The organism is Undibacterium sp. TJN25 (genome assembly GCF_049339885.1).
Classification (GTDB): Bacteria; Pseudomonadota; Gammaproteobacteria; order Burkholderiales; family Burkholderiaceae_D; genus Undibacterium.
Map to the genome: position 1 here is coordinate 18862 of NZ_JBMPPM010000014.1, position 19152 is coordinate 38013.

Below are 19152 nucleotides of genomic sequence, written 5' to 3' on the forward strand. Positions count from 1 at the left end.
TTTCCGATTCAAGCCACGTTACCCAGAGCACTGACGCTTTCCTGGATCACTTGCGGATCGTAAGAACGCAGTATCTTGCGGATATGCGGCTGCAGGCTCTCCAGGTTGGTGTTCAGGATCTCCTGCTTGATCTCGGGCAGCAGCGCTGCCGGCATCGACAGTTCACGGAAACCCATGCCGATCAGTAGGCGGGTCAGGCGCCGGTCACCGGCCATGCCGCCGCAGATCGCCACCGGAATGCCGGCCTTTTCGCCGGCAGTGACGGTCATGTGCAACAGTTGCAGAATGGCTGGATGGATATCGTTATAAAGATGCGCCACTTCATGGTCGGCTCGGTCTATCGCCAGCGTGTACTGGATCAGGTCATTGGTGCCCACCGACAGGAAGTCCAGCTTCTTGACGAACAACGGCAGCGTCAGCGCCGCAGCCGGTACTTCTATCATCGCGCCAACCAGAATCCCGGTATCGAACTTCTTGTTCTCCGCCGCCAGCTCCGCCTTGGCCTGCTCTATCATCGCCAGCGATTGGTCGATTTCAAATGCATGCGCCATCATCGGTATCAGGATATGCACAGGACCGAATGCGGAGGCCCTCAGCATCGCGCGCAGCTGCGTCATGAAAATCTGCGGCTCGGCAAGGCAATAACGGATCGCGCGCAAACCCAGCGCCGGATTCAATATATTGTGGTCAGTCGTATCCAGTGGTTTGTCGGCGCCGACGTCCAGCGTGCGTATCGTCACCGGGCGACCTTTCATGGCCTGGACCGCGTTGCGATAGGCAATGAATTGCTCTTCTTCAGTGGGCAGCTTATGGACATGGCCGGTACGGCCCATGAACAGGAATTCGGATCGGAACAGGCCGACGCCGCTGGCGCCCGCCTCCATTGCGGCCAGCGCATGGTCCGGCAATTCGATATTGGCCAGCAGCGTGATTTCCACGCCATCCTGCGTGATCGCCGGCGTCTTCTTCAGCTTCAGCAGCTTTTTGCGGGCTTTTACCAGCAGGGCCTGGCGCTCGCGATATTGCTCCAGCACCAGCGGAGAAGGCGCGACGATGACGACGCCGGCATCGCTGTCGATGATCAGCCAGTCATCCTGGTCTATCAGCCGCGACGCATTACCGACGCCAACGACAGCTGGAATGCCAAGGCTGCGCGACACGATGGCCGTATGTGAATTCTGCCCGCCTTCATCCGTCACGAAGCCGTTAAAGGCTGCGTCGCGGAACTGCATCATGTCGGCAGGTGAAATATCGCGCGCAACAACAATCATGTTGGCGCTGCGCTCATCAATGCCGCCGACACGGGGCAGCGTATTGGCGGATCCTGTCAGCACCTTCAGTACACGCTCGGCAACCTGCTGGATATCGGCCTTGCGTTCGCGCAGGTAATCGTCTTCTATCTCGTCAAACTGGGCAGACAGCACGTCGATCTGCGTGACCAGCGCCCATTCGGCGTTGTAATGGCGCGAGCGGATAATGTCCAGCGGCGCTTCGGAGATCATGGGGTCGGACAGGATCAGCGCGTGTACGTCGAGGAAAGCGCCGAGCTCGGTAGGCGCATCCTGCGGCAGGTCGGCCCAGATAGTCTGTAATTCCTTGTGCACCTGGGTAATGGCATCCTGCAGCCGCTTTACTTCCGCCTCGATCTGCTCTTGCGCCACGAGGTAATGCTGCACGTCCAGCGCAGCGGGGCGCAATAAGTGCGCGCGGCCTATTGCGATGCCGCGTGAAACGGGGATGCCTTGCAATGTGAATGAAGCCATGCTGAGTCCCCTTTTATCTTTATAGTATTTACAGCTGCATCGTGATGGCCTGCGCAAAGGCCTGCACGCTTTCTATCTTGGCCACAACCGATCCCCACACACGTCCTGATCGCGCCATGAACGCTCTGTTTTACCCCGGGGAGCGGGCTGTGCGGCAGACATTGAGGCCAGGCAAAGCACGCATGGCTACAGTTCTACAGTTTTAGCAAGACGCGTGCCTGCACTCTTGCAGAGAGCCTATTCGCCTTCGCCGAATTTATCGTTGATCAGCGCGAGTATTGCGTCGAAACAGGCCTGCTCGTCGGCGCCTTCGGTTTCCAGCACGACCTTGCTGCCCTTGCCTGCTGCCAGCATCATCACACCCATGATGGATTTGCCGTTGACACGGCGGTTGTTGCGCGCCAGCCAGACTTCACTTTTGAATTTCCCTGCAAGTTGCGTGAATTTTGCAGATGCCCGGGCATGCAGTCCGAGCTTGTTCACGATTTCGATTTCTTGTTGGATCATTGTTATGTCACTCTTTCAAATTCGAATTCTGCAGCGGTGTCTAAATCGGTTTGGATCAGCTGGGGGAAAGGCGGACCCGATTGTCTATGCGGAGCGCGCCGTTCTGGCCGCCGGCGAGCGCCATTTCAACAACGACATCCAGGTTATCGGCACGATAGGTAATCGCACGCAGCAGCATGGGCAAGCTGATGCCGGCGATCACCGCGACCTCATTGGGATCGCCAAGATGGCGGCAGCAATTGGAAGGCGTCCCGCCCATCACATCCGTGATGACGAGCACGCCGGAACCGTCATTAAGACGCTTGACCGCTTCGCGGGCCAGGCGGTTGACATCGTCGATATTCTGGTCCGCGATGACATCGATCGCTTCCAGCCGCTCCGGCATGCCACGGAAGACATGGCTCGCCGCCTGCACAAAGGCAGAGCCCAGCGGGGCATGCGTCATCAGGAGGATACCTATCATACGATTCTGAACTTTTTTATCTTAAAACCAGCATATTATCGGATAGCGGCTTCCAGCGCATCGATAAACATGGCGGCAACATCGAAGCCTTTTTGTTGGGTGATTTCCTGGAAGCAGGTCGGACTGGTGACATTTACCTCTGTCAGATAACTTCCTATCACATCCAATCCTACCAGCAACAGGCCGCGCTGGTACAGTATCGGCGCCAAAGTTTCGGCAATTTCCAGATCCCTGGCAGACAATTCCTGCGCCACGCCAAGGCCGCCGGCCGCCAGATTGCCGCGCACCTCGCCGTTTTGCGGGATGCGCGCCAGCGAGAACGGCACAACTTTGCCGCCTATCAGCAGGATACGCTTGTCGCCATGCACGATGTCGGGAATATAACGCTGCGCCATGATGGTCTGGGTGCCGTTATGCGTCAGCGTTTCTATCATCGACCCCAGGTTCATGCCATCCGCGCCCACGCGAAAAATCCCGGCGCCGCCCATGCCGTCCAGCGGTTTCAGGATGATTTCCTGGTGTGTCTTGTGAAAAGCGCGGATGCGCTGTTCGTCGCGGGTGACCAGCGTCGGCGCGGTAAACTGCGAAAACTGCGCAATGGCCAGCTTTTCATTGTGGTCGCGGATCGCCGAAGGCTTGTTGAACACCCGCGTGCCCTGCTGCTCCGCCATATCCAGCAGATAGGTTGCGTACACGTATTCCATGTCGAAAGGCGGGTCCTTGCGCTGCAGGACCGCATCGAAATCGCCCAGACGGCGGCTGGCCGGCGCTTCCGCGCGGTACCAGTCATCGGCATCGCCGGTCAGCGTGATACGGCTGACATTGGCGATGACCACGCCCTCTTCCAGCGCCAGGTCGTCCGGACCGAAAGCATGGATCTCATGCCCGCGCCGGCTGGCTTCGCGCATCATCGCAAAGGTGGAATCCTTGTAAGTCTTGAACTGCGACAGCGGATCGGTCAGGAATGCGAATTTCATGGAGGCCTCGGGCAATTAGCGCCAGCAATAGGGTGATTGGATTTAGTAAACTTCGGGATTTGGATCGGTTTTTTCCAGTTCCAGCGACGCCGCCAGCAAAGCCAGGCGCGCCACTACACCATACATGTAAAACCGGTTCGGTGCAGCCGTGCCCGGCTTGGCTTGCATGTCAGGCACCGCATGCTGCTGCGCAAAGGCCAGCGGCACGAAGTGCATGCCGGGAGCATTCAGATTTTCATCGACGCCACGGTCTTCATGGACACGGTAGAAGCCACCCACCACGTAGCGGTCCATCATGTACACCACGGGCTCGGCCACAGAATCATTGATCTGCTCAAAGGTGGGCACGCCTTCCTGCACAATCACGTTGTGCACTTCCTGGCCGTCCTTGATCACCGACATCTTGTTGCGCTGCTTGCGGTTCAAGTCTTTTACTTCGCTGGCGTCGCGCACCGTCATCACGCCCATGCCGTAAGTACCGGCGTCAGCCTTGACGATGACAAAAGGTTTTTCCTTGATGCCGTATTCCTTGTATTTCTTGCGCATCTTGGCAAGAATGGTATCCACCGATGCGGCCAGCTGGTCTTCGCCGGTATTCTCGTGGAAATTGATGTCGCTGCATTTGGCGAAGAAAGGATTCAGCATCCACGGATCGACGTCGACCATTTTGGCGAATTTTTTCACCACGTCGTCGTAGGCAGCAAAGTGGTTGGACTTGCGGCGCACGGCCCAGCCCGCATGCAACGGCGGCAGCAGCGTCTGTTCGTGGATATTTTCCAGTATCGAAGGAATGCCTGCCGACAGGTCGTTGTTCAGTAACACCGTGCAGGGATCGAAGTTCTTCAGGCCCAGCCTGCGTCCGTTGGCCGAGCGCTCCAGCGGCTCCAGCACCAGTTGCGTGCCATCGGGCAGTTCTATCGGCGTCGGCTCCTTGATTTCTTCGTCCAGCGTGCCCAGTCGCACGTTAAGCCCGGTCTGACGGAAGATCTGCATCTGACGCGCCAGGTTTTGCAGGTAAAAGCTGTTGCGCGTATGGCTTTCAGGAATCAGCAGCAGATTCTTGGCATCCGGACAGTATTTCTCGATGGCGGCCATTGCTGCCTGCACCGCCAGCGGCAGCATCTCTGTAGAAAGGTTGTTAAAGCCACCAGGAAACAGGTTGGTATCCACCGGCGCCAGCTTGAAACCGGAATTGCGCAAATCCACCGAGCAGTAAAAAGGTGGGGTGTGTTCCTGCCATTCCAGCCTGAACCAGCGCTCTATTGACGGCGTCGCCTGTAATATCTTTTTTTCAAGATCGAGCAGAGGGCCGTTCAAGGCGGTGACGAGATGCGGAACCATATTGACCTTTGATTGTTATTTGCGCGCGCAGCTTCCATGATTTTAACGGGAAGACCGCGCTGTACACACCAAGCTTGGGGTTCAGGCGCAGATAATCAAGAGCAATTATATGTAATCCAGACTAAATCTAAGGTCATTCAGCCGGCCATCGCAGGCCGGCATGCGGATCAAGTAATAAATTATCAATAAATACCGAATTTGAATACCGGTTTGATGAATTTATTTGGATTCCGTCACCAGGTTGAAGTGCTCGACTGTTGGCGGGCCGGCAAAAAATGGGCCGACTATGCCGCGCCACTGCTGGAAAGCTGGCGACTCACGGAAATCGACAGTATGGTTTTCCAGTGTCTCCCAGACGATGGTCAGTACATAGCGTTCCGGCGACTCAATGCTATGGAACACCTTATGGCTGACATAGCCTTTGGCCTGATGGATGATTTCCTCCACGCCCTTCTGGATGGCGGCGTCAAATTCGGCTTGCTTGCCGGGCTGTATGCGTATATCTGCTAATTCGAGGATCATGGTCATTCCTTGCTGAGTTTGAAAACCGCTGTAGACGGGGACTTGCCGATTATGCCACTTTCGCGCCCACAAGGTGGGCCGGCGCCTATGAGTCTTGCATCTCCGTCATGCATCCCCTGTGATGCCGCTGATGATGCCGCTTACACCAGCCCCCGGTCGCTCAGTTCCGCCTTGATATACGCATAAAACACCGGTGCAGCCACCACGCCCGGTATGCCGAACAGGCTTTCCATGACCAGAATCGCGGTCAGCAATTCCCAGGCCCGGGCATTGATGTGCGCGCCGATGATTTTGGCATTCAGGAAATACTCCAGCTTATGCACCACGATCATGAAAGCCAGCGATGCCAGCGCGATATTCAGCGAATGCGACAGCCCTACCGTCACGATCACGCTATTGGAGATGATATTGCCGGCCACAGGGATCAGCCCTGCCAGGAAGGTGATGGCGATCATGCTCTTGGTCAGCGGCAGGTGCACGCCGGCCATTGGCAATATGGCCAGCAGATAGATGGCCGTCAGCACGGTATTGATCAGCGAAATCTGCACCTGCGCAAACACGATCTTCTGGAAAATCATGGCCAGCTTTTCGATGCGCTGATGCAGCGCCATCGCAAACGGCCGGTAATTGGTCGGCATGGTCGCGTCCTGCAAGGCCACCATGGCGCCGATGATCATGCCCAGCAGCAGGTGCACCACCATGTGCCCGGCTTCCTGGCCCAGCAGCTTGGCCTCGCCCGAATGTTCACGCAGCCAGTTGGTGATCATTGCACGCAAGTCGTCCACGTCATCCAGGTCTTCCGGCAGGTTGGCATGCACCCAGTCCGGCATCTGGTGGCGCGATGCTTCAATGATGTCCGCCAGCTTCTGCAGCAGCGTATGCAGGTTGCCGGCGTCGCTGCGCAGGAAAGCAAATGCAGACCAGACACCTATTGTGATGGCCGAAATGATCACGGCCGACAAAAACACCACCGCGATCACGCGCGACTGGTAGCTGCTGAATTTTCTCGCAATCAGCGGTGCCAGCAGATGGATCAGCGAATAGACGAGCAAGCCGGAAAACAGCGCCACCAGCAGCCCGGCTTTCAGCACGGTGAACAGCGCCACCGCAGCCAGGATATAAGATGCCAGCGTGGTCGCCGTTATTTTTTCGGATTGCGGCATGGTCGGCTCCGGGAAAGTAATATCAAAAGAAATACGGAAATCGCTGAAAACCAGCTAAGGAAAGGAATCAATGCTGGCACGAACGCTGGCATCAACGCAGGAGTCAGCGCAACAGGCCCAACGCTGTCCCGGCGATCAAGCCCAGCGTGGCCAGCAGTGTGATCATGAAGCCGACGCTGCGCTTGGCCGGATCGCGATAATAGGCCAGTGCATATATGATGCGGCCCAGCACCCAGATTGCACCACCCAATGCGGCCCAGCGGTCGCCCAGCAGGACTGCGCACATCCACAAGGCAGGCAGGAACACGATGATCTGCTCCACCGTATTGACCTGCACCCGCATTGCCCGCAAAAACTCCGGCGGACCGTCCACCGACGGTGCCTTGACCTTATATTTTCCCCGCGCCAGCGAGACGATACAGATGGTCCATAAATAAACCGCCAACGCCGCGATCGTTACCCATGCCGTCCATTGAATTTGCATATAATGCCCTTATATAAATGAGGTCGAGTAATTCGGCGATGTCTGGTGCTATGTGCCATATTGGGATCACATTATGTTGCACAAGCCCAAACATTTGATACAGACTTTTACATTTATTTTGTATTCCCTACGAGTACCGCCAGCGTTAAATATCATATCCATACAGAAGAAATGAGGTGCAAAGTGAACTTAATTTTTAATAAAAATGCGATCGTTTCCGCCGCAGCATTGCTGGGCCTGAGCGCCGGTTTTTCAGCCCAGGCTGCCGACTTTGAGGATTATGCGCGAGTTGTCAGCGTGCAACCGCAGGTGGAACAAGTCAACACACCGCGCCAGGAGTGCAATACCGCGGTTGAAACCGTGCAGCGCCAGCAACCGCAGCAAGAACGCGGCATAGGCGGCTCCATCATCGGCGGTATCGCCGGTGGTCTGCTGGGCTCGACAGTAGGCGGCGGCACCGGACGTACGGTGGCAGCAGCAGCAGGTGCGATTACCGGTGCGGTAGTCGGCGACCGGGTGGAAAACAACCCGAACAACAATAACAACAATGGCCAGCCGGTATACGACCAGCGCCAGGTGCGCCAGTGCCACATGGTGGACCGCTGGGAAACACGCACGACCGGCTATGCGGTTACTTACGAATATCAACGTAAAAATTACACCACAGTGTTGCCGTATGACCCAGGCGCACGCCTGAAACTGTTGGTTTCGCTGACGCCACGTATTTAATATCGACGAATACTGACTGCATCTTCCGCGCATCATCCGGATGATCAAGCCAGCTGCTGAAAAGCAGCGGGCTTTTCTTTTGTCCGTTTTTCCTTGAATTTTGCCTGTTCTACATCTTTTTCTACACCAAACGCCACGGGGCGCAACACCTTTGCTTGCCGACAGGCATAAGTCTTGCATTCACTCTGCGCGCATGCTCCAATCCATTTTCGCGGTCAGGCTCATTACACAAGCAAAAAAACCGCTGGCGAAAGACTTGCCGGTAATGGCAATTTGCGGCAGATTACAAGGCATTTATAGTATTATGTTGCCCAAAATAAACATTTTCATACGCTTGCGCAATAAGTAGCGTGATACGTTGCACGAACGTGGCACGATAAAAACCCCTAAAGTCCTCACTCATACCGCTCGGATTTCTCGGCCCCATGCGAAAATTTTTAAAACAATACGGCCTTCCCCTGTGGATCGGCCTGCTCCTGCTGGCCGGTTTTGCCGCAACAAGCGTTATCGGTTACATGGCCTCCCGCGACGCGCTGCAGCAAACCATCGCAGAGCAGGCGCTGCCCGCCGCCGGTGACGACCTCTATGCCCAAATCCAAAAAGAATTTGCTCGCCCCGTGCAAGCCGCCGTCGCAGTAGCGCGCAACACCTTCCTGCGCGACTGGCTCATTAACGGCGAGCAGGACGGCAGCCACGTGGCCAGGTATCTCAACGACGTCCGGCAAAGCAATAACGCACTCAGCGCCATTCTGGTGAGCGACGCCAGCCGCAACGTCTACGGCGCCAGCGCCGCGGTCAGGACGGCCATCGACACGGACCCCAGAGACCGCTGGTTCCAGCGCGCGCGCCAGTCGAAATCTGTATTGGAAACCAGCGCCGACATCGATCCCGCCAGCCGCAGCCTGCTTGTCACCGCCAATCATAAAGTTGCCGATTTCAGTGGCAAATTCCTGGGTGCGGTCAGTATCGGCATTGCCAGCGATACGCTGCGCAACCTGGCGGACGACTATCAGAAACGCTTCCAGCGCAGCGTCTACGTGCTGGACCAGAAAGGCAGCGTCATGCTGTCTGCATCCCCATCTGCCCCTGCGAAGCAGGACATCCAGGCCATGCCAGGCCTGAGCGGTCTGGCCGGCGCTATCCTCGGCAATAAAAAGAATGCGCCCCTCCAATTGGAATACGGCACAGGCATGGGCGGCGGCATGCTGGTCTACGCCCGCTTCATGCCCGAACTGGGCTGGCATCTGCTGGTGATACAGGACGCAAGCCAGACCGCCAGACCCTTGCAGGACACATTGCTGATCAACCTTGCCATCGGTGCGGGCGTCCTCCTCATCGTGCTGGCCGCGCTACTGCTGGCAATGCGCCGCTACCACAAGCACATGGAGCAATCTGCCGCCACCGACCAGTTGACAACGCTGCTGAACCGCCAGGCTTTCGAATTCATCTTCCGCCAGTCGCTGCTGGATAGCGAGCGTTCGCGCCAGCCTTTGTGTGTCGTGCTGATCGACATCGATTTCTTCAAGAAGATCAACGACAAACAAGGCCATCAGGTCGGCGACCATGTGCTGAAGGAAATCGCCATGATCTCCAAACGCTCACTGCGGGAAAGCGATGTCATTTGCCGCTGGGGTGGCGAAGAATTCCTGATCCTGTTGAAAAACTGCACGCTGGAAAAAGCCACGTCGATTGCAGAAACCCTGCGCGGCACCATCGCCGCCAACGACTTCTCACGCACCACCTCGCTGGCAAAAACCCGCCTGGCGGTCACCGTCAGCATGGGTGTAGCGCAGTTCAAGGACGAAGACAGCGAAGACAGCGTCTTCGAAAGAGCCGATGTGGCACTACGCCAAGCCAAGGAAAGCGGCAGGAACAGCGTTTACTTCTCTGAATAAACTTGCAGCAACGATTTCAGCTCTGCTTTTTGCGCCTCGCCAGCGCCTGCGTCACTGGGATAAACGCGCGGTAGACACCGCCCGCATCGGTGTCCCAGTCTTCCATTTTTTGCAACTGTTTTTCAACAGTGAGCATGTCGTCGCGGGCAATGGGCCCGGTCAGCGCCTGTGCCGTTCCCAGCTTAAAAACATTTTCCAGAGTCTGCCTGGCCAGCGGCGCCGCCATCGCCTGCGCCATCGATGGAGGAATGCCGGCGGCTTCATACGTACGCAAGGCAAGGTCCATCAGGCTGACCAGGTAATTGCTGGCGACTACCGAGCCGGCGTGGTACAGCAACTTGTTGTCCGCGCTGATCTGCACCACCTGCGCGCCGATCGACTCCAGCGCAGGCGCCAGTACTGCCAGCGCGCGCACGTCCCCTTCCACACTGCAAATCGTCCCGGCAAAATCTGAAGACACTGCCGCTGTATCGGCAAAGCTGCGCACCGGATGCACGCTTGCCACGGCAGCACCGGCGCCAAGCGCAGCTGATAGTTCGGTGGAAGCTTTGGCCCCGCTGCAGTGAAACACCACGCTATCCGCATTGAGCAGGCCCTGCTGCGTCATGGCATCGCAACTCGCCGCAATACTGTCGTCCGGCACGCCCAGCAAATACACATCGGCCTGACGCAACTCGCCCCAGCTGCCGGCCGCTTCGCCTGCGCCGACAAACTCAGCGGCGGCCTGTGCACTCTGCTTCGATCGGGTCAGCACCTGGCGCACCTCAAATACACGATGCGTGGCAAACTGCCGTCCGAATACCTGGCCGACCTTGCCGGCGCCGACAATGCACAGCGTCTTCATCCCACAGCCTCGTCAGGGAAACGCCGCAGCCCGTCCAGATCCAGTATCGTGATGCCGCCGTAATCGACACTCAGCAATTTTTTCTTTTCCAGCACCTGCAGCGCCTGGTTTGCACGCTGCCGCGACACGCTGGAGATGTAACCTATCTCTTCCTGAGAAATCTGCAACTGCATGCTGCCGCCCGGATTCAGGTAGGGATTGAACATCGCTGCCAGGCAGCGGGCCACCCGCGTATCGGTATCGAGCATGCGGTCGTATTCAACCAGGGAAATGAAAAAACCAAGACGTTCGTTCAGCTGCGACAGCAGGAAGCGATTGAATGGAATGCTGTTGTCCAGCAGCCAGTTGAACGTGGACATCGGCATGCAGGCAATGCGCGTATCGCGCAGCGCGATGACATCGTATTTTCGCGCCTCATTCTTCAACAGCGAACCTTCGCCGAACCAGCCGCCCGGCAGCATGCAGCTGAACGTCACGATCTTGCCCTCCGGCGACACGCCGCTCATCTTCAGGAAGCCTTCGGCCACGCCCATCCACTGGTCAACGATGTCGCCCTTGTGCCACACATATCCGCCGGCAGGCACCAGGCGTTCGCTCACGTCCGCTTCCACCTTGCGCAAATGTTCAGGCGCCAGCATACGCGCCCACATGGTCTTGCCGAACAACAAGCGCGGGTCGCTGATCGGCATGTCGTTTGCTGCATTCCTGTCTTCAGTCATTGTGCGTCGCACCAACGATAGTTTGCGATAAAAGCGAGATTGTCAGGCGGATGACAGCACGAACGGTGCAGACTGTCTAGTATCCGGCTAACAAGAAGAATTTTGGAATCCATGCGGACAAAGGCATCAACATAGATGCCCTGCAGCAATGGGTCCACAGGAGACATTGTAAGCGACTATCAGGGCGGCGCAAACATGCGCTGTGCGGCAACGCGCCCCTCAGCCGGCCAATCGCCCAATACAGGCACTCTCCTCCAGAAATTCCAGCGGCAACGCAGTACGAACATACGCAGCAGTAAGTCTGCAGTAAGGCGCGGTGACCACACTCACAATAAAAGATGCGACATTGGTGGAGACAACACAATGACGGGCGAACACACTTTTCCCAGGCTCTTGCTGCAGCACGCGCAACTGCGCCCCAGCCGGCCGGCCTTCCGTGAAAAGGACCTGGGCATCTGGCAGACCTGGAGCTGGGCCGAAGTCAACCGCGAAGTGCGTGCACTGGCCTGCGGCCTGGCTGCGCAGGGCTTCCGGCGCGGCATGAACCTCGCCATCGTCGGCGACAATCGCCCACGGCTGTACTGGGCCATGGCGGCAGCGCAATGCCTGGGCGGCATTCCGGTGCCGCTGTACCAGGATGCTCCGGTCGAGGACATGCGCTACGTGCTGGAAAACGCAGAGATAGAATTCGCCGTCGTCGAAGACCAGGAGCAGGTAGACAAGCTGCTGGAAATCCGCCAGCAATATCCGCGCTTGCAGCACATCAGCTACGACGACGAGCGCGGCATGCGCCACTACCGGCAGCCGGAACTGATGTCCTATTCCAGGTTGCAGGAAATAGGCCGCGAATACGATACGCAGCATCCGGATTTTTTTCTTGGCGAGATCGGCCGCGGCCAGCCTGACGACATCGCCATCATGCTGTATACCTCTGGCACCACCGGCAAACCCAAGGGCGTATGCATGACCCACAGGGCCATCATCGACCGCGCCTTTGCCGGCGCCGAAATGGAAAAACTGAGCGACCAGGACACGATACTCAGCTACCTGCCGATGGCCTGGGTCGGCGACAACCTGTTCTCTTATGCGCAGGGCATGGCGACCGGCTTTACTGTCAATTGCCCGGAATCCGGTGAGACCGTGATGACCGACATGCGGGAAATCGGCCCCACCTATTACTTCGCGCCGCCGCGCATCTTTGAAAACATGCTGACTTCCGTGATGATCAGGATGGAAGATGTCGGCAGCATCAAACGCAGCATGTTCCACTACTTCATGGGTGTAGCCAAGCGCGTGGGCCCCGCCATGCTGGACGGCAAGTCGGTGGGCCTGGGAGACAGCTTGCTATACGGACTGGGCAATATCCTGGTATACGCCCCATTGCGCAATGTGCTGGGCCTGTCGCGCATCCGTGTCGGCTACACCGCGGGCGAGGCGATAGGCCCCGACCTGTTCTCCTTTTACCGCTCTATCGGCATCAACCTGAAACAGCTATACGGCTCCACCGAAACCTGCGTCTTTGTCTGCATACAGCAGGACGGCCAGGTCAAATCCGATACGGTAGGCCCGCCCACCGCCGGCGTGCAACTCAAGATAGGCGACACCGGCGAAGTACTGATCAAGACGCCGGGTCTGTTCCAGTGCTACTACAAACGGCCGGATGCAACCGCGGAAGCATTCGATAGCGAAGGCTGGTTCCTGACCGGCGACGCCGGCTTTTTCGACCAGGACGGCCACCTGAAGATCATCGACCGCGCCAAGGATGTCGGCAAGATGGCGGATGGCGCGATGTTTGCCCCAAAATACATAGAAAACAAGCTGAAGTTTTTCCCTTTCATCAAGGAAGCCGTTGCCTTCGGCAACCAACGCGAACAATGCACGGTCTTTATCAACATCGATATCGAGGCAGTCGGCAACTGGGCCGAACGGCGCGGTATTGCCTACTCGGGCTATACCGACCTGGCCGCACAGCCGGCGGTGTACGACCTGATCGCCAATTGCGTGGAAACGGTGAATGCCGACCTGGCACACGATGCGCTGCTGGCCGGTTCGCAAGTTCACCGCATGCTGATATTGCACAAGGAACTGGATCCCGACGATGATGAAATGACCCGCACCCGCAAGGTAAGGCGCGGCTTCATTGAAAGCAAATATGCGGTACTGATTGATGCCCTGTATTCAGGCAAGGCCTCGCAGTACATCGAGACCCAGGTCAAGTTCGAAGACGGCCGGCGCGGTTCCATCAGCGCCGACCTGAAGATACGCGACGTCAAGACCTTTAACGCAAATCAGCGGGCGGCGTGATGGACCAAAGAGTACGCGGGGTGGGAGGAGTGGAAGTAGTAGAACAAGAGACGCTGATGAGCGGAAGCGATGACGGGGGTGCTAGCGATGGGGCCAGTGAAGCGATGAGCAGTACGGCAAACACAAGAAAAATCGGCGATGTTATCCTCGACCTGCAGAATATTTCCCTGTCCTTCGGCGGAGTGAAAGCGCTGACTGACATTTCCTTCAACGTGCGCGAGCATGAGATCCGCGCCATTATCGGCCCCAATGGCGCCGGCAAGAGTTCGATGCTGAACGTCATCAACGGCGTCTACCATCCGCAAAAAGGCAAGATCACATTCCAGGGCAAGGAAAGGCGCGCGATGAATCCGCACGAAGCTGCCCGCCACGGCATTGCGCGCACCTTCCAGAACATCGCGCTGTTCAAAGGCATGTCCGCGCTGGACAACATCATGACCGGCCGCAATACGATGATGAAGAGCAATTTCCTGTCGCACGCCTTTTATTGGGGCGCGGCCCAGCGCGAAGAGCTGGAGCACAGGCGCAAGGTAGAGGAAGTCATCGATTTCCTGGAAATCCAGCACATCCGCAAGAAACAGGTCGGCAAGCTGCCGTATGGCCTGCAAAAACGCGTGGAACTGGGGCGCGCGCTGGCCGCCGAACCCAGGCTACTGCTGCTGGATGAACCGATGGCCGGCATGAACGTGGAAGAAAAGCAGGACATGTGCCGTTTCATCCTGGACGTCAACGACCAGTTCGGCACCACGATCGTGCTGATCGAACATGACATGGGCGTCGTGATGGATATCTCGGACCGCGTGGTGGTGCTGGACTATGGCAAGAAAATAGGCGACGGCGAGCCGGAGGCGGTGCGCAGCAATCCTGAAGTCATCCGCGCCTACCTTGGCAACGGACACTGAATAGCATATCCGCATAAAAGAACACGGAAAAAAACAGGGGCGTACATGCAATTTTTCTTTGAAGTGCTTATTGGCGGGCTGCTCTCCGGCATGATGTATTCGCTGGTGGCGCTGGGTTTTGTGCTGATCTACAAAGCCTCCGGCGTCTTCAATTTTGCGCAGGGAGCGATGGTGTATTTCGCCGCACTGAGCTTTGTCGGCATCATGGAAAAAGGCGCGCCGTTCTGGCTGGCGATCATTTTGACGCTGGCGCTGATGGTGCTGTTCGGCGTGCTGACCGAGCGCATCGTGCTGCGCAAGCTGGTCAACCAGCCGCCGATCACGCTGTTCATGGCGACGATAGGCCTGTCCTTCTTCGTCGAAGGCCTGGCCCCTTTCCTGTGGGGTAACGACATCCGCGAACTGAAGCTGGGCATACAGGACGAGCCTATTCCCTACCTGATCGACAACTACGGCCTGGCCGTCAGCAAATTCGACCTGGCGGCGGCGCTGATCTGCGGCGGGCTGGTGGCGGTGCTGGCACTGTTCTTCCAGAAAACCAAGATAGGCCGCGCGCTACGCGCGGTGGCCGATGACCATCAGGCGGCGCTGTCGATAGGCATTCCGTTACAGCACATCTGGGTCATCGTCTGGGCAGTGGCCGGATTCGTGGCGTTGGTGGCGGGCCTGCTGTGGGGCGCGCGCAACGGCGTGCAGTTTGCGCTGGTGTCGGTAGTGCTGAAGGCGCTGCCAGTGCTGATCCTGGGCGGCTTCACGTCGGTGCCGGGCGCCATTGTCGGCGGCCTGATCATAGGCGCGTCTGAAAAGCTGGCAGAAGTGTATATCGGGCCGATGGTGGGCGGCGGCATTGAAGGCTGGTTCCCGTACGTGCTGGCGCTGCTGTTCCTGCTGGTGCGGCCGGAAGGCCTGTTCGGCGAAAAACATATCGACAGGGTTTAAGCATGAACCGCGGCACGCACACGCCGCGGCTCCGTTTGCCGGTTTTCCAACGCAGGCATCATTGTCCGGATTAAGGAAAAGTATTCATGTTCTATAGAGAAGCAGGCCAGTTCAAGATCAGCTACCAGGCCGACCAGCAGATCTTTCCCATACGGCAGGACAGGATTGCGATGGCGGTATTCCTGCTCATCGCCTTTGTGGCAGTACCGCTGTTTGCCAGCCCTTACTGGTTCTCCGCCATCCTGATCCCCTTCCTGGTATTTTCACTGGCAGCGCTGGGTCTGAATATCCTGACAGGCTATGCAGGCCAGCTATCGCTGGGCACCGCCGCCTTCATGGCGGTCGGCGCTTTCTCCGCATACAACCTGGTGCTGCGGCTGCCGTGGATACCGCAGATCGTCAGCTTTCTGTTGGCAGGCGTGGCCGCTGCTACCGTGGGCATTGCATTCGGCCTGCCCAGCCTGCGCATCAAGGGTTTCTACCTGGCGGTAGCGACGCTGGCGGCACAGTTTTTCGTGGTGTGGGCGCTGCAGAAATTCCCCTGGTTTACCAATAACAGTTCTTCCGGTGTCATCAGTGCGCAGGCGGTCAATTTCTTCGGCATTGAAATTAATACACCGATGCGCAACTACCTGTTCGTGCTGTGCGTGGTCAGCGTGCTGGCGCTGCTGGCAAAGAACATGGTGCGCTCCAATACCGGCCGCAAATGGATGGCAGTACGAGATATGGACGTGGCCGCGGAAGTGATCGGCATCCCGCTGATGAAAACCAAACTGCTGGCCTTTGCCATCAGCTCTTTTTACTGCGGCGTGGCCGGCGCACTGTACGCGTTCTGCTATATCGGCACGGTGGAACCGGAAGCCTTCAACCTGGATATGTCCTTCCGCGTGCTGTTCATGATCATCATCGGCGGCGTCGGCAGTGTGCTGGGCTCCTTTATAGGTGCAGCCTTCATCGTATTGCTGCCGACGCTGCTGTCTTTCGTGATTCCGCCGATTGCCGACCTGTTCCAGATGTCGTTCAACAAAGCTTCGCTGACCTATATCGAATTCATGATCTTTGGCGCGCTGATCATCTTTTTCCTGATCGTGGAGCCGCATGGCCTGGCGCGGCTATGGCAGATTGCGAAGGAAAAATTGCGGATATGGCCTTTCCCGCACTGACATCCCTAGTTTCAGCAATACCCGACAACATTCAGCAGTAAATCAAGTATCGACAGCAACAGGTAGCAGCACTACAAATAAAGCAGCATCACAATATCGAGACAACCCGTTTTTGCTTTTTCCTTAGGAGATACGCATGTCCAGACTCATGAAAACCCTGGCGACGCTGACAGCAGGCCTCGCCTTGACCGCATCGCTGATATCGCCCGCAGCGGCGCAGGCCAACGAACAATTTGTTTCCATCCTGAGCTTTCGCGTCGGCCCTTACGGCCCCAGCGGAGTCGGCATCTACGGCGGCTTCATCGACTATATGCAGTACATTAATATGAAAGAAGGCGGTATAGGCGGCATCAAGTTCAGCTGGGAAGAATGCGAAACCGAATACCAGGCGGCCAAGGGCGTGGAATGCTATGAGCGCCTGAAGACCAAGAGCCCGACCAAGGGTTCCGTCATCCATCCGGTTTCCACGCCGATTTCCTACGCGCTGCTGGACAAGACCGTAGCCGACAAGGTGCCGCTGGTGATGACAGGTTACGGCCGTACCGACACCGTGGATGGACGCTACTTCCCGTGGGCATTCCCGTTGATCACCACCTACCCGATGCAGGCGACGGCCATCGTCAAGTACATCGCGCAGAAAGAAAAAGGTAATCTGCGCGGCAAGAAGATCACTTATCTGTACCTGGATTCAGCCTATGGCAAGGAACCCATCACCTATCTGCAGGCAGAAGCCAAGGTCAATGGCTTTGAACTCAATACCGTGCCCATCGCTCCACCTGGCAATGAACAGGGTGCGCAATGGCAGCAGGTGCGCCAGAACAAGGCCGACTGGGTCATCTTCTGGGGTTTCGGTGTGATGAACCAGACCGCATTGAAGGCGGCGCAAAAAGTCGGCTATCCGCGCGACAAGATGATAGGCAGCTGGTGGGCAGGGTCTGAGGAAGACACCGTACCGGCAGGCGATGCAGCCAAAGGCTATTTGTCCGCTGCGATGAACGTATCCGGCAAGAATGTGCCTATCGTCGCCGACATAGAAAAGGTCGTCTACGGCGCCGGCAAGGGCAACCTGCAGGACAAGAGCAAGATCGGCTCCATCAACCATAACCGCGGCATCGTCATCGGCATACTCACCGCAGAGGCAGTACGCGTCGGCCAGAAAAAATACGGCAAGAAAGTATTATCCGGCGAAGAACTGCGCTGGGCGCTGGAACACCTGGACCTGTCTGACGCGCGCCTGAAAGAACTGGGCGCTACCGGCCTGATGCCGGCGGTCAAAACCAGCTGTCTCGACCACGAAGGCTCCGGCAAGATCAAGATCCAGCAATGGGACGGCACCAAATGGAACGTCGTATCGGACTGGATAGACGGCAACCGGCAGCTGGTGCGGCCACTGCTGGAAGAGTCTGCCAAGCAGTATGGCAAGGAAAAAAATATTACTCCGCGCGATTGCAGCAAGGAACTGTGATAAGGCTGGCCGGGGAGGCGCCAACCAGGCCTCCCCAGCCAGCAGCGACAATTCTGGACAGCTACTACCTACGACCCGGCCCCGACCATGACTGTATTATCTGAAGCCCCTTCTTCCCCGCATGCGGCAAAAACTGCAGCTGCAGCAGCCGTGGCGCCACTATCCGCACCGCTGCTCAGCATCAACAATATCGAGGTCATCTACGACCACGTAATCCTGGTGCTGAAGGGTGTGTCGCTGCAAGTGCCGCAAGGGAAGATCGTCGCGCTGCTGGGCGCCAACGGCGCCGGCAAGAGCACGACGCTGAAAGCGATTTCCAACCTGCTGCGCGCAGAGCGTGGCGACGTCACCAAGGGGGCGATTGAATTCCGTGGTGAACGGGTGGATAGACTGACGCCGAACGACCTGGTGAAAAAAGGCGTGATCCAGGTGATGGAAGGGCGCCATTGCTTCGGCCACCTGACGGTGGAAGAAAACCTGCTGACCGGTGCATATACCAGGAGCCTGAGCCGCGCGGAACTGAAAGACAGCCTGGACATGGTGTATTCGTATTTCCCACGCCTTAAAGAGCGGTGCGCCTCGCAGGCCGGCTATACGTCCGGCGGCGAGCAGCAAATGACGGCGATAGGCCGCGCGTTGATGGCAAAACCGTCGATGATCCTGCTGGACGAGCCTTCCATGGGGCTGGCGCCGCAAATCGTGGAAGAAATTTTTGAGATCGTCAAAGACCTCAATAGCAAGGAAAACGTGTCCTTCCTGCTGGCCGAACAAAATACGATGGTCGCGCTGCGCTACGCCGACTTCGGCTACATCCTGGAAAACGGCCGCGTGGTCATGGAAGGCCAGGCCGCCGAACTGGCTGCCAATGAAGACGTCAAGGAATTCTACCTGGGCGTTTCCGGCGCTGGCCGCAAGAGCTTCCGCGATATGAAATTCTACCGGCGCCGCAAGCGCTGGCTCGCGTAGGGCACG

The 19152-nt window shown here is 57.4% G+C and carries 18 protein-coding genes; 8 read left to right on the forward strand and 10 right to left on the reverse strand.

Annotated elements, in window-relative coordinates; translation table 11 throughout:
- Positions 1-8 precede the first annotated feature (8 nt).
- From ptsP to ACO0LO_RS25855, 8 genes are all read right to left on the reverse strand, one after another.
- On the reverse strand, positions 9-1763 hold the full coding sequence (ptsP, locus tag ACO0LO_RS25820) for a phosphoenolpyruvate--protein phosphotransferase (protein WP_422968848.1): 1755 nt from the start codon (positions 1761-1763) through the stop codon (positions 9-11).
- Positions 1764-2000: 237 nt separating this feature from the next.
- Positions 2001-2270, reverse strand: a complete 270-nt coding sequence (locus tag ACO0LO_RS25825; protein ID WP_394777591.1) for an HPr family phosphocarrier protein — start codon at positions 2268-2270, stop codon at positions 2001-2003.
- Positions 2271-2325: 55 nt separating this feature from the next.
- Positions 2326-2733 carry a PTS sugar transporter subunit IIA gene (locus ACO0LO_RS25830; protein WP_422968850.1) on the reverse strand — a complete coding sequence of 136 codons (408 nt, stop codon included), beginning with the start codon at positions 2731-2733 and terminating at the stop codon, positions 2326-2328.
- Between the two features lie 35 nt (positions 2734-2768).
- On the reverse strand, positions 2769-3710 hold the full coding sequence (gene gshB, locus ACO0LO_RS25835) for a glutathione synthase (protein ID WP_422968852.1): 942 nt from the start codon (positions 3708-3710) through the stop codon (positions 2769-2771).
- Between the two features lie 42 nt (positions 3711-3752).
- Positions 3753-5051 carry a glutamate--cysteine ligase gene (gene gshA, locus ACO0LO_RS25840; RefSeq protein ID WP_422968854.1) on the reverse strand — a complete coding sequence of 433 codons (1299 nt, stop codon included), beginning with the start codon at positions 5049-5051 and terminating at the stop codon, positions 3753-3755.
- A gap of 219 nt (positions 5052-5270) precedes the next feature.
- Positions 5271-5573, reverse strand: a complete 303-nt coding sequence (locus ACO0LO_RS25845; RefSeq protein WP_422968856.1) for an antibiotic biosynthesis monooxygenase family protein — start codon at positions 5571-5573, stop codon at positions 5271-5273.
- Between the two features lie 140 nt (positions 5574-5713).
- Positions 5714-6736 (reverse strand): AI-2E family transporter, encoded by a 1023-nt coding sequence (locus tag ACO0LO_RS25850; RefSeq protein WP_422968858.1) that lies wholly within the window; start codon positions 6734-6736, stop codon positions 5714-5716.
- 103 nt (positions 6737-6839) lie between these two features.
- Entirely contained in the window at positions 6840-7220 is a 381-nt protein-coding gene (locus tag ACO0LO_RS25855) for an MAPEG family protein (protein WP_422968860.1), read from the reverse strand.
- Between the two features lie 183 nt (positions 7221-7403).
- On the opposite strand from ACO0LO_RS25855, the gene ACO0LO_RS25860 reads away from it, so the two are divergent.
- Positions 7404-7949: a glycine zipper 2TM domain-containing protein gene (locus tag ACO0LO_RS25860; protein WP_422968861.1), complete on the forward strand. Its 546-nt coding sequence runs from the start codon at positions 7404-7406 to the stop codon at positions 7947-7949.
- A gap of 425 nt (positions 7950-8374) precedes the next feature.
- Complete coding sequence (locus ACO0LO_RS25865) at positions 8375-9844, forward strand: sensor domain-containing diguanylate cyclase (RefSeq protein ID WP_422968863.1); 1470 nt, start codon at positions 8375-8377, stop codon at positions 9842-9844.
- A gap of 16 nt (positions 9845-9860) precedes the next feature.
- Here ACO0LO_RS25865 and ACO0LO_RS25870 read toward each other — a convergent pair whose 3' ends face one another.
- Positions 9861-10688 carry a Rossmann-like and DUF2520 domain-containing protein gene (locus ACO0LO_RS25870; RefSeq protein ID WP_422968865.1) on the reverse strand — a complete coding sequence of 276 codons (828 nt, stop codon included), beginning with the start codon at positions 10686-10688 and terminating at the stop codon, positions 9861-9863.
- Positions 10685-11377 (reverse strand): Crp/Fnr family transcriptional regulator, encoded by a 693-nt coding sequence (locus tag ACO0LO_RS25875; RefSeq protein ID WP_422968867.1) that lies wholly within the window; start codon positions 11375-11377, stop codon positions 10685-10687. The genes ACO0LO_RS25870 and ACO0LO_RS25875 overlap by 4 nt, the downstream gene beginning before the upstream one ends.
- A 393-nt stretch (positions 11378-11770) precedes the next feature.
- Here ACO0LO_RS25875 and ACO0LO_RS25880 point away from each other — a divergent pair, with 393 nt between their 5' ends.
- From ACO0LO_RS25880 to ACO0LO_RS25905, 6 genes are all read left to right on the forward strand, one after another.
- Positions 11771-13711: an AMP-binding protein gene (locus tag ACO0LO_RS25880; RefSeq protein WP_422968869.1), complete on the forward strand. Its 1941-nt coding sequence runs from the start codon at positions 11771-11773 to the stop codon at positions 13709-13711.
- A 56-nt stretch (positions 13712-13767) separates the two neighbouring features.
- Positions 13768-14613: an ABC transporter ATP-binding protein gene (locus ACO0LO_RS25885; RefSeq protein ID WP_422969010.1), complete on the forward strand. Its 846-nt coding sequence runs from the start codon at positions 13768-13770 to the stop codon at positions 14611-14613.
- Between the two features lie 45 nt (positions 14614-14658).
- Positions 14659-15552 (forward strand): branched-chain amino acid ABC transporter permease, encoded by an 894-nt coding sequence (locus ACO0LO_RS25890; RefSeq protein WP_422968871.1) that lies wholly within the window; start codon positions 14659-14661, stop codon positions 15550-15552.
- A gap of 86 nt (positions 15553-15638) precedes the next feature.
- On the forward strand, positions 15639-16715 hold the full coding sequence (locus ACO0LO_RS25895) for a branched-chain amino acid ABC transporter permease (RefSeq protein ID WP_422968873.1): 1077 nt from the start codon (positions 15639-15641) through the stop codon (positions 16713-16715).
- A 136-nt stretch (positions 16716-16851) separates the two neighbouring features.
- Positions 16852-18180 (forward strand): ABC transporter substrate-binding protein, encoded by a 1329-nt coding sequence (locus tag ACO0LO_RS25900; RefSeq protein ID WP_422968875.1) that lies wholly within the window; start codon positions 16852-16854, stop codon positions 18178-18180.
- Between the two features lie 87 nt (positions 18181-18267).
- Complete coding sequence (locus ACO0LO_RS25905) at positions 18268-19146, forward strand: ABC transporter ATP-binding protein (protein ID WP_422968877.1); 879 nt, start codon at positions 18268-18270, stop codon at positions 19144-19146.
- Positions 19147-19152: the final 6 nt, after the last annotated feature.

Bases quoted from the DNA above. Each gene is read 5' to 3' on its own strand.
- ptsP (WP_422968848.1), bottom strand. From the start codon at position 1,763: ATGGCTTCATTCACATTGCAAGGCATCCCCGTTTCACGCGGCATCGCA.
- ACO0LO_RS25825 (WP_394777591.1), bottom strand. From the start codon at position 2,270: ATGATCCAACAAGAAATCGAAATCGTGAACAAGCTCGGACTGCATGCC.
- ACO0LO_RS25830 (WP_422968850.1), bottom strand. From the start codon at position 2,733: ATGATAGGTATCCTCCTGATGACGCATGCCCCGCTGGGCTCTGCCTTT.
- gshB (WP_422968852.1), bottom strand. From the start codon at position 3,710: ATGAAATTCGCATTCCTGACCGATCCGCTGTCGCAGTTCAAGACTTAC.
- gshA (WP_422968854.1), bottom strand. From the start codon at position 5,051: ATGGTTCCGCATCTCGTCACCGCCTTGAACGGCCCTCTGCTCGATCTT.
- ACO0LO_RS25845 (WP_422968856.1), bottom strand. From the start codon at position 5,573: ATGATCCTCGAATTAGCAGATATACGCATACAGCCCGGCAAGCAAGCC.
- ACO0LO_RS25850 (WP_422968858.1), bottom strand. From the start codon at position 6,736: ATGCCGCAATCCGAAAAAATAACGGCGACCACGCTGGCATCTTATATC.
- ACO0LO_RS25855 (WP_422968860.1), bottom strand. From the start codon at position 7,220: ATGCAAATTCAATGGACGGCATGGGTAACGATCGCGGCGTTGGCGGTT.
- ACO0LO_RS25865 (WP_422968863.1), top strand. From the start codon at position 8,375: ATGCGAAAATTTTTAAAACAATACGGCCTTCCCCTGTGGATCGGCCTG.
- ACO0LO_RS25870 (WP_422968865.1), bottom strand. From the start codon at position 10,688: ATGAAGACGCTGTGCATTGTCGGCGCCGGCAAGGTCGGCCAGGTATTC.
- ACO0LO_RS25875 (WP_422968867.1), bottom strand. From the start codon at position 11,377: ATGCCGATCAGCGACCCGCGCTTGTTGTTCGGCAAGACCATGTGGGCG.
- ACO0LO_RS25880 (WP_422968869.1), top strand. From the start codon at position 11,771: ATGACGGGCGAACACACTTTTCCCAGGCTCTTGCTGCAGCACGCGCAA.
- ACO0LO_RS25885 (WP_422969010.1), top strand. From the start codon at position 13,768: ATGAGCGGAAGCGATGACGGGGGTGCTAGCGATGGGGCCAGTGAAGCG.
- ACO0LO_RS25890 (WP_422968871.1), top strand. From the start codon at position 14,659: ATGCAATTTTTCTTTGAAGTGCTTATTGGCGGGCTGCTCTCCGGCATG.
- ACO0LO_RS25895 (WP_422968873.1), top strand. From the start codon at position 15,639: ATGTTCTATAGAGAAGCAGGCCAGTTCAAGATCAGCTACCAGGCCGAC.
- ACO0LO_RS25900 (WP_422968875.1), top strand. From the start codon at position 16,852: ATGTCCAGACTCATGAAAACCCTGGCGACGCTGACAGCAGGCCTCGCC.
- ACO0LO_RS25905 (WP_422968877.1), top strand. From the start codon at position 18,268: ATGACTGTATTATCTGAAGCCCCTTCTTCCCCGCATGCGGCAAAAACT.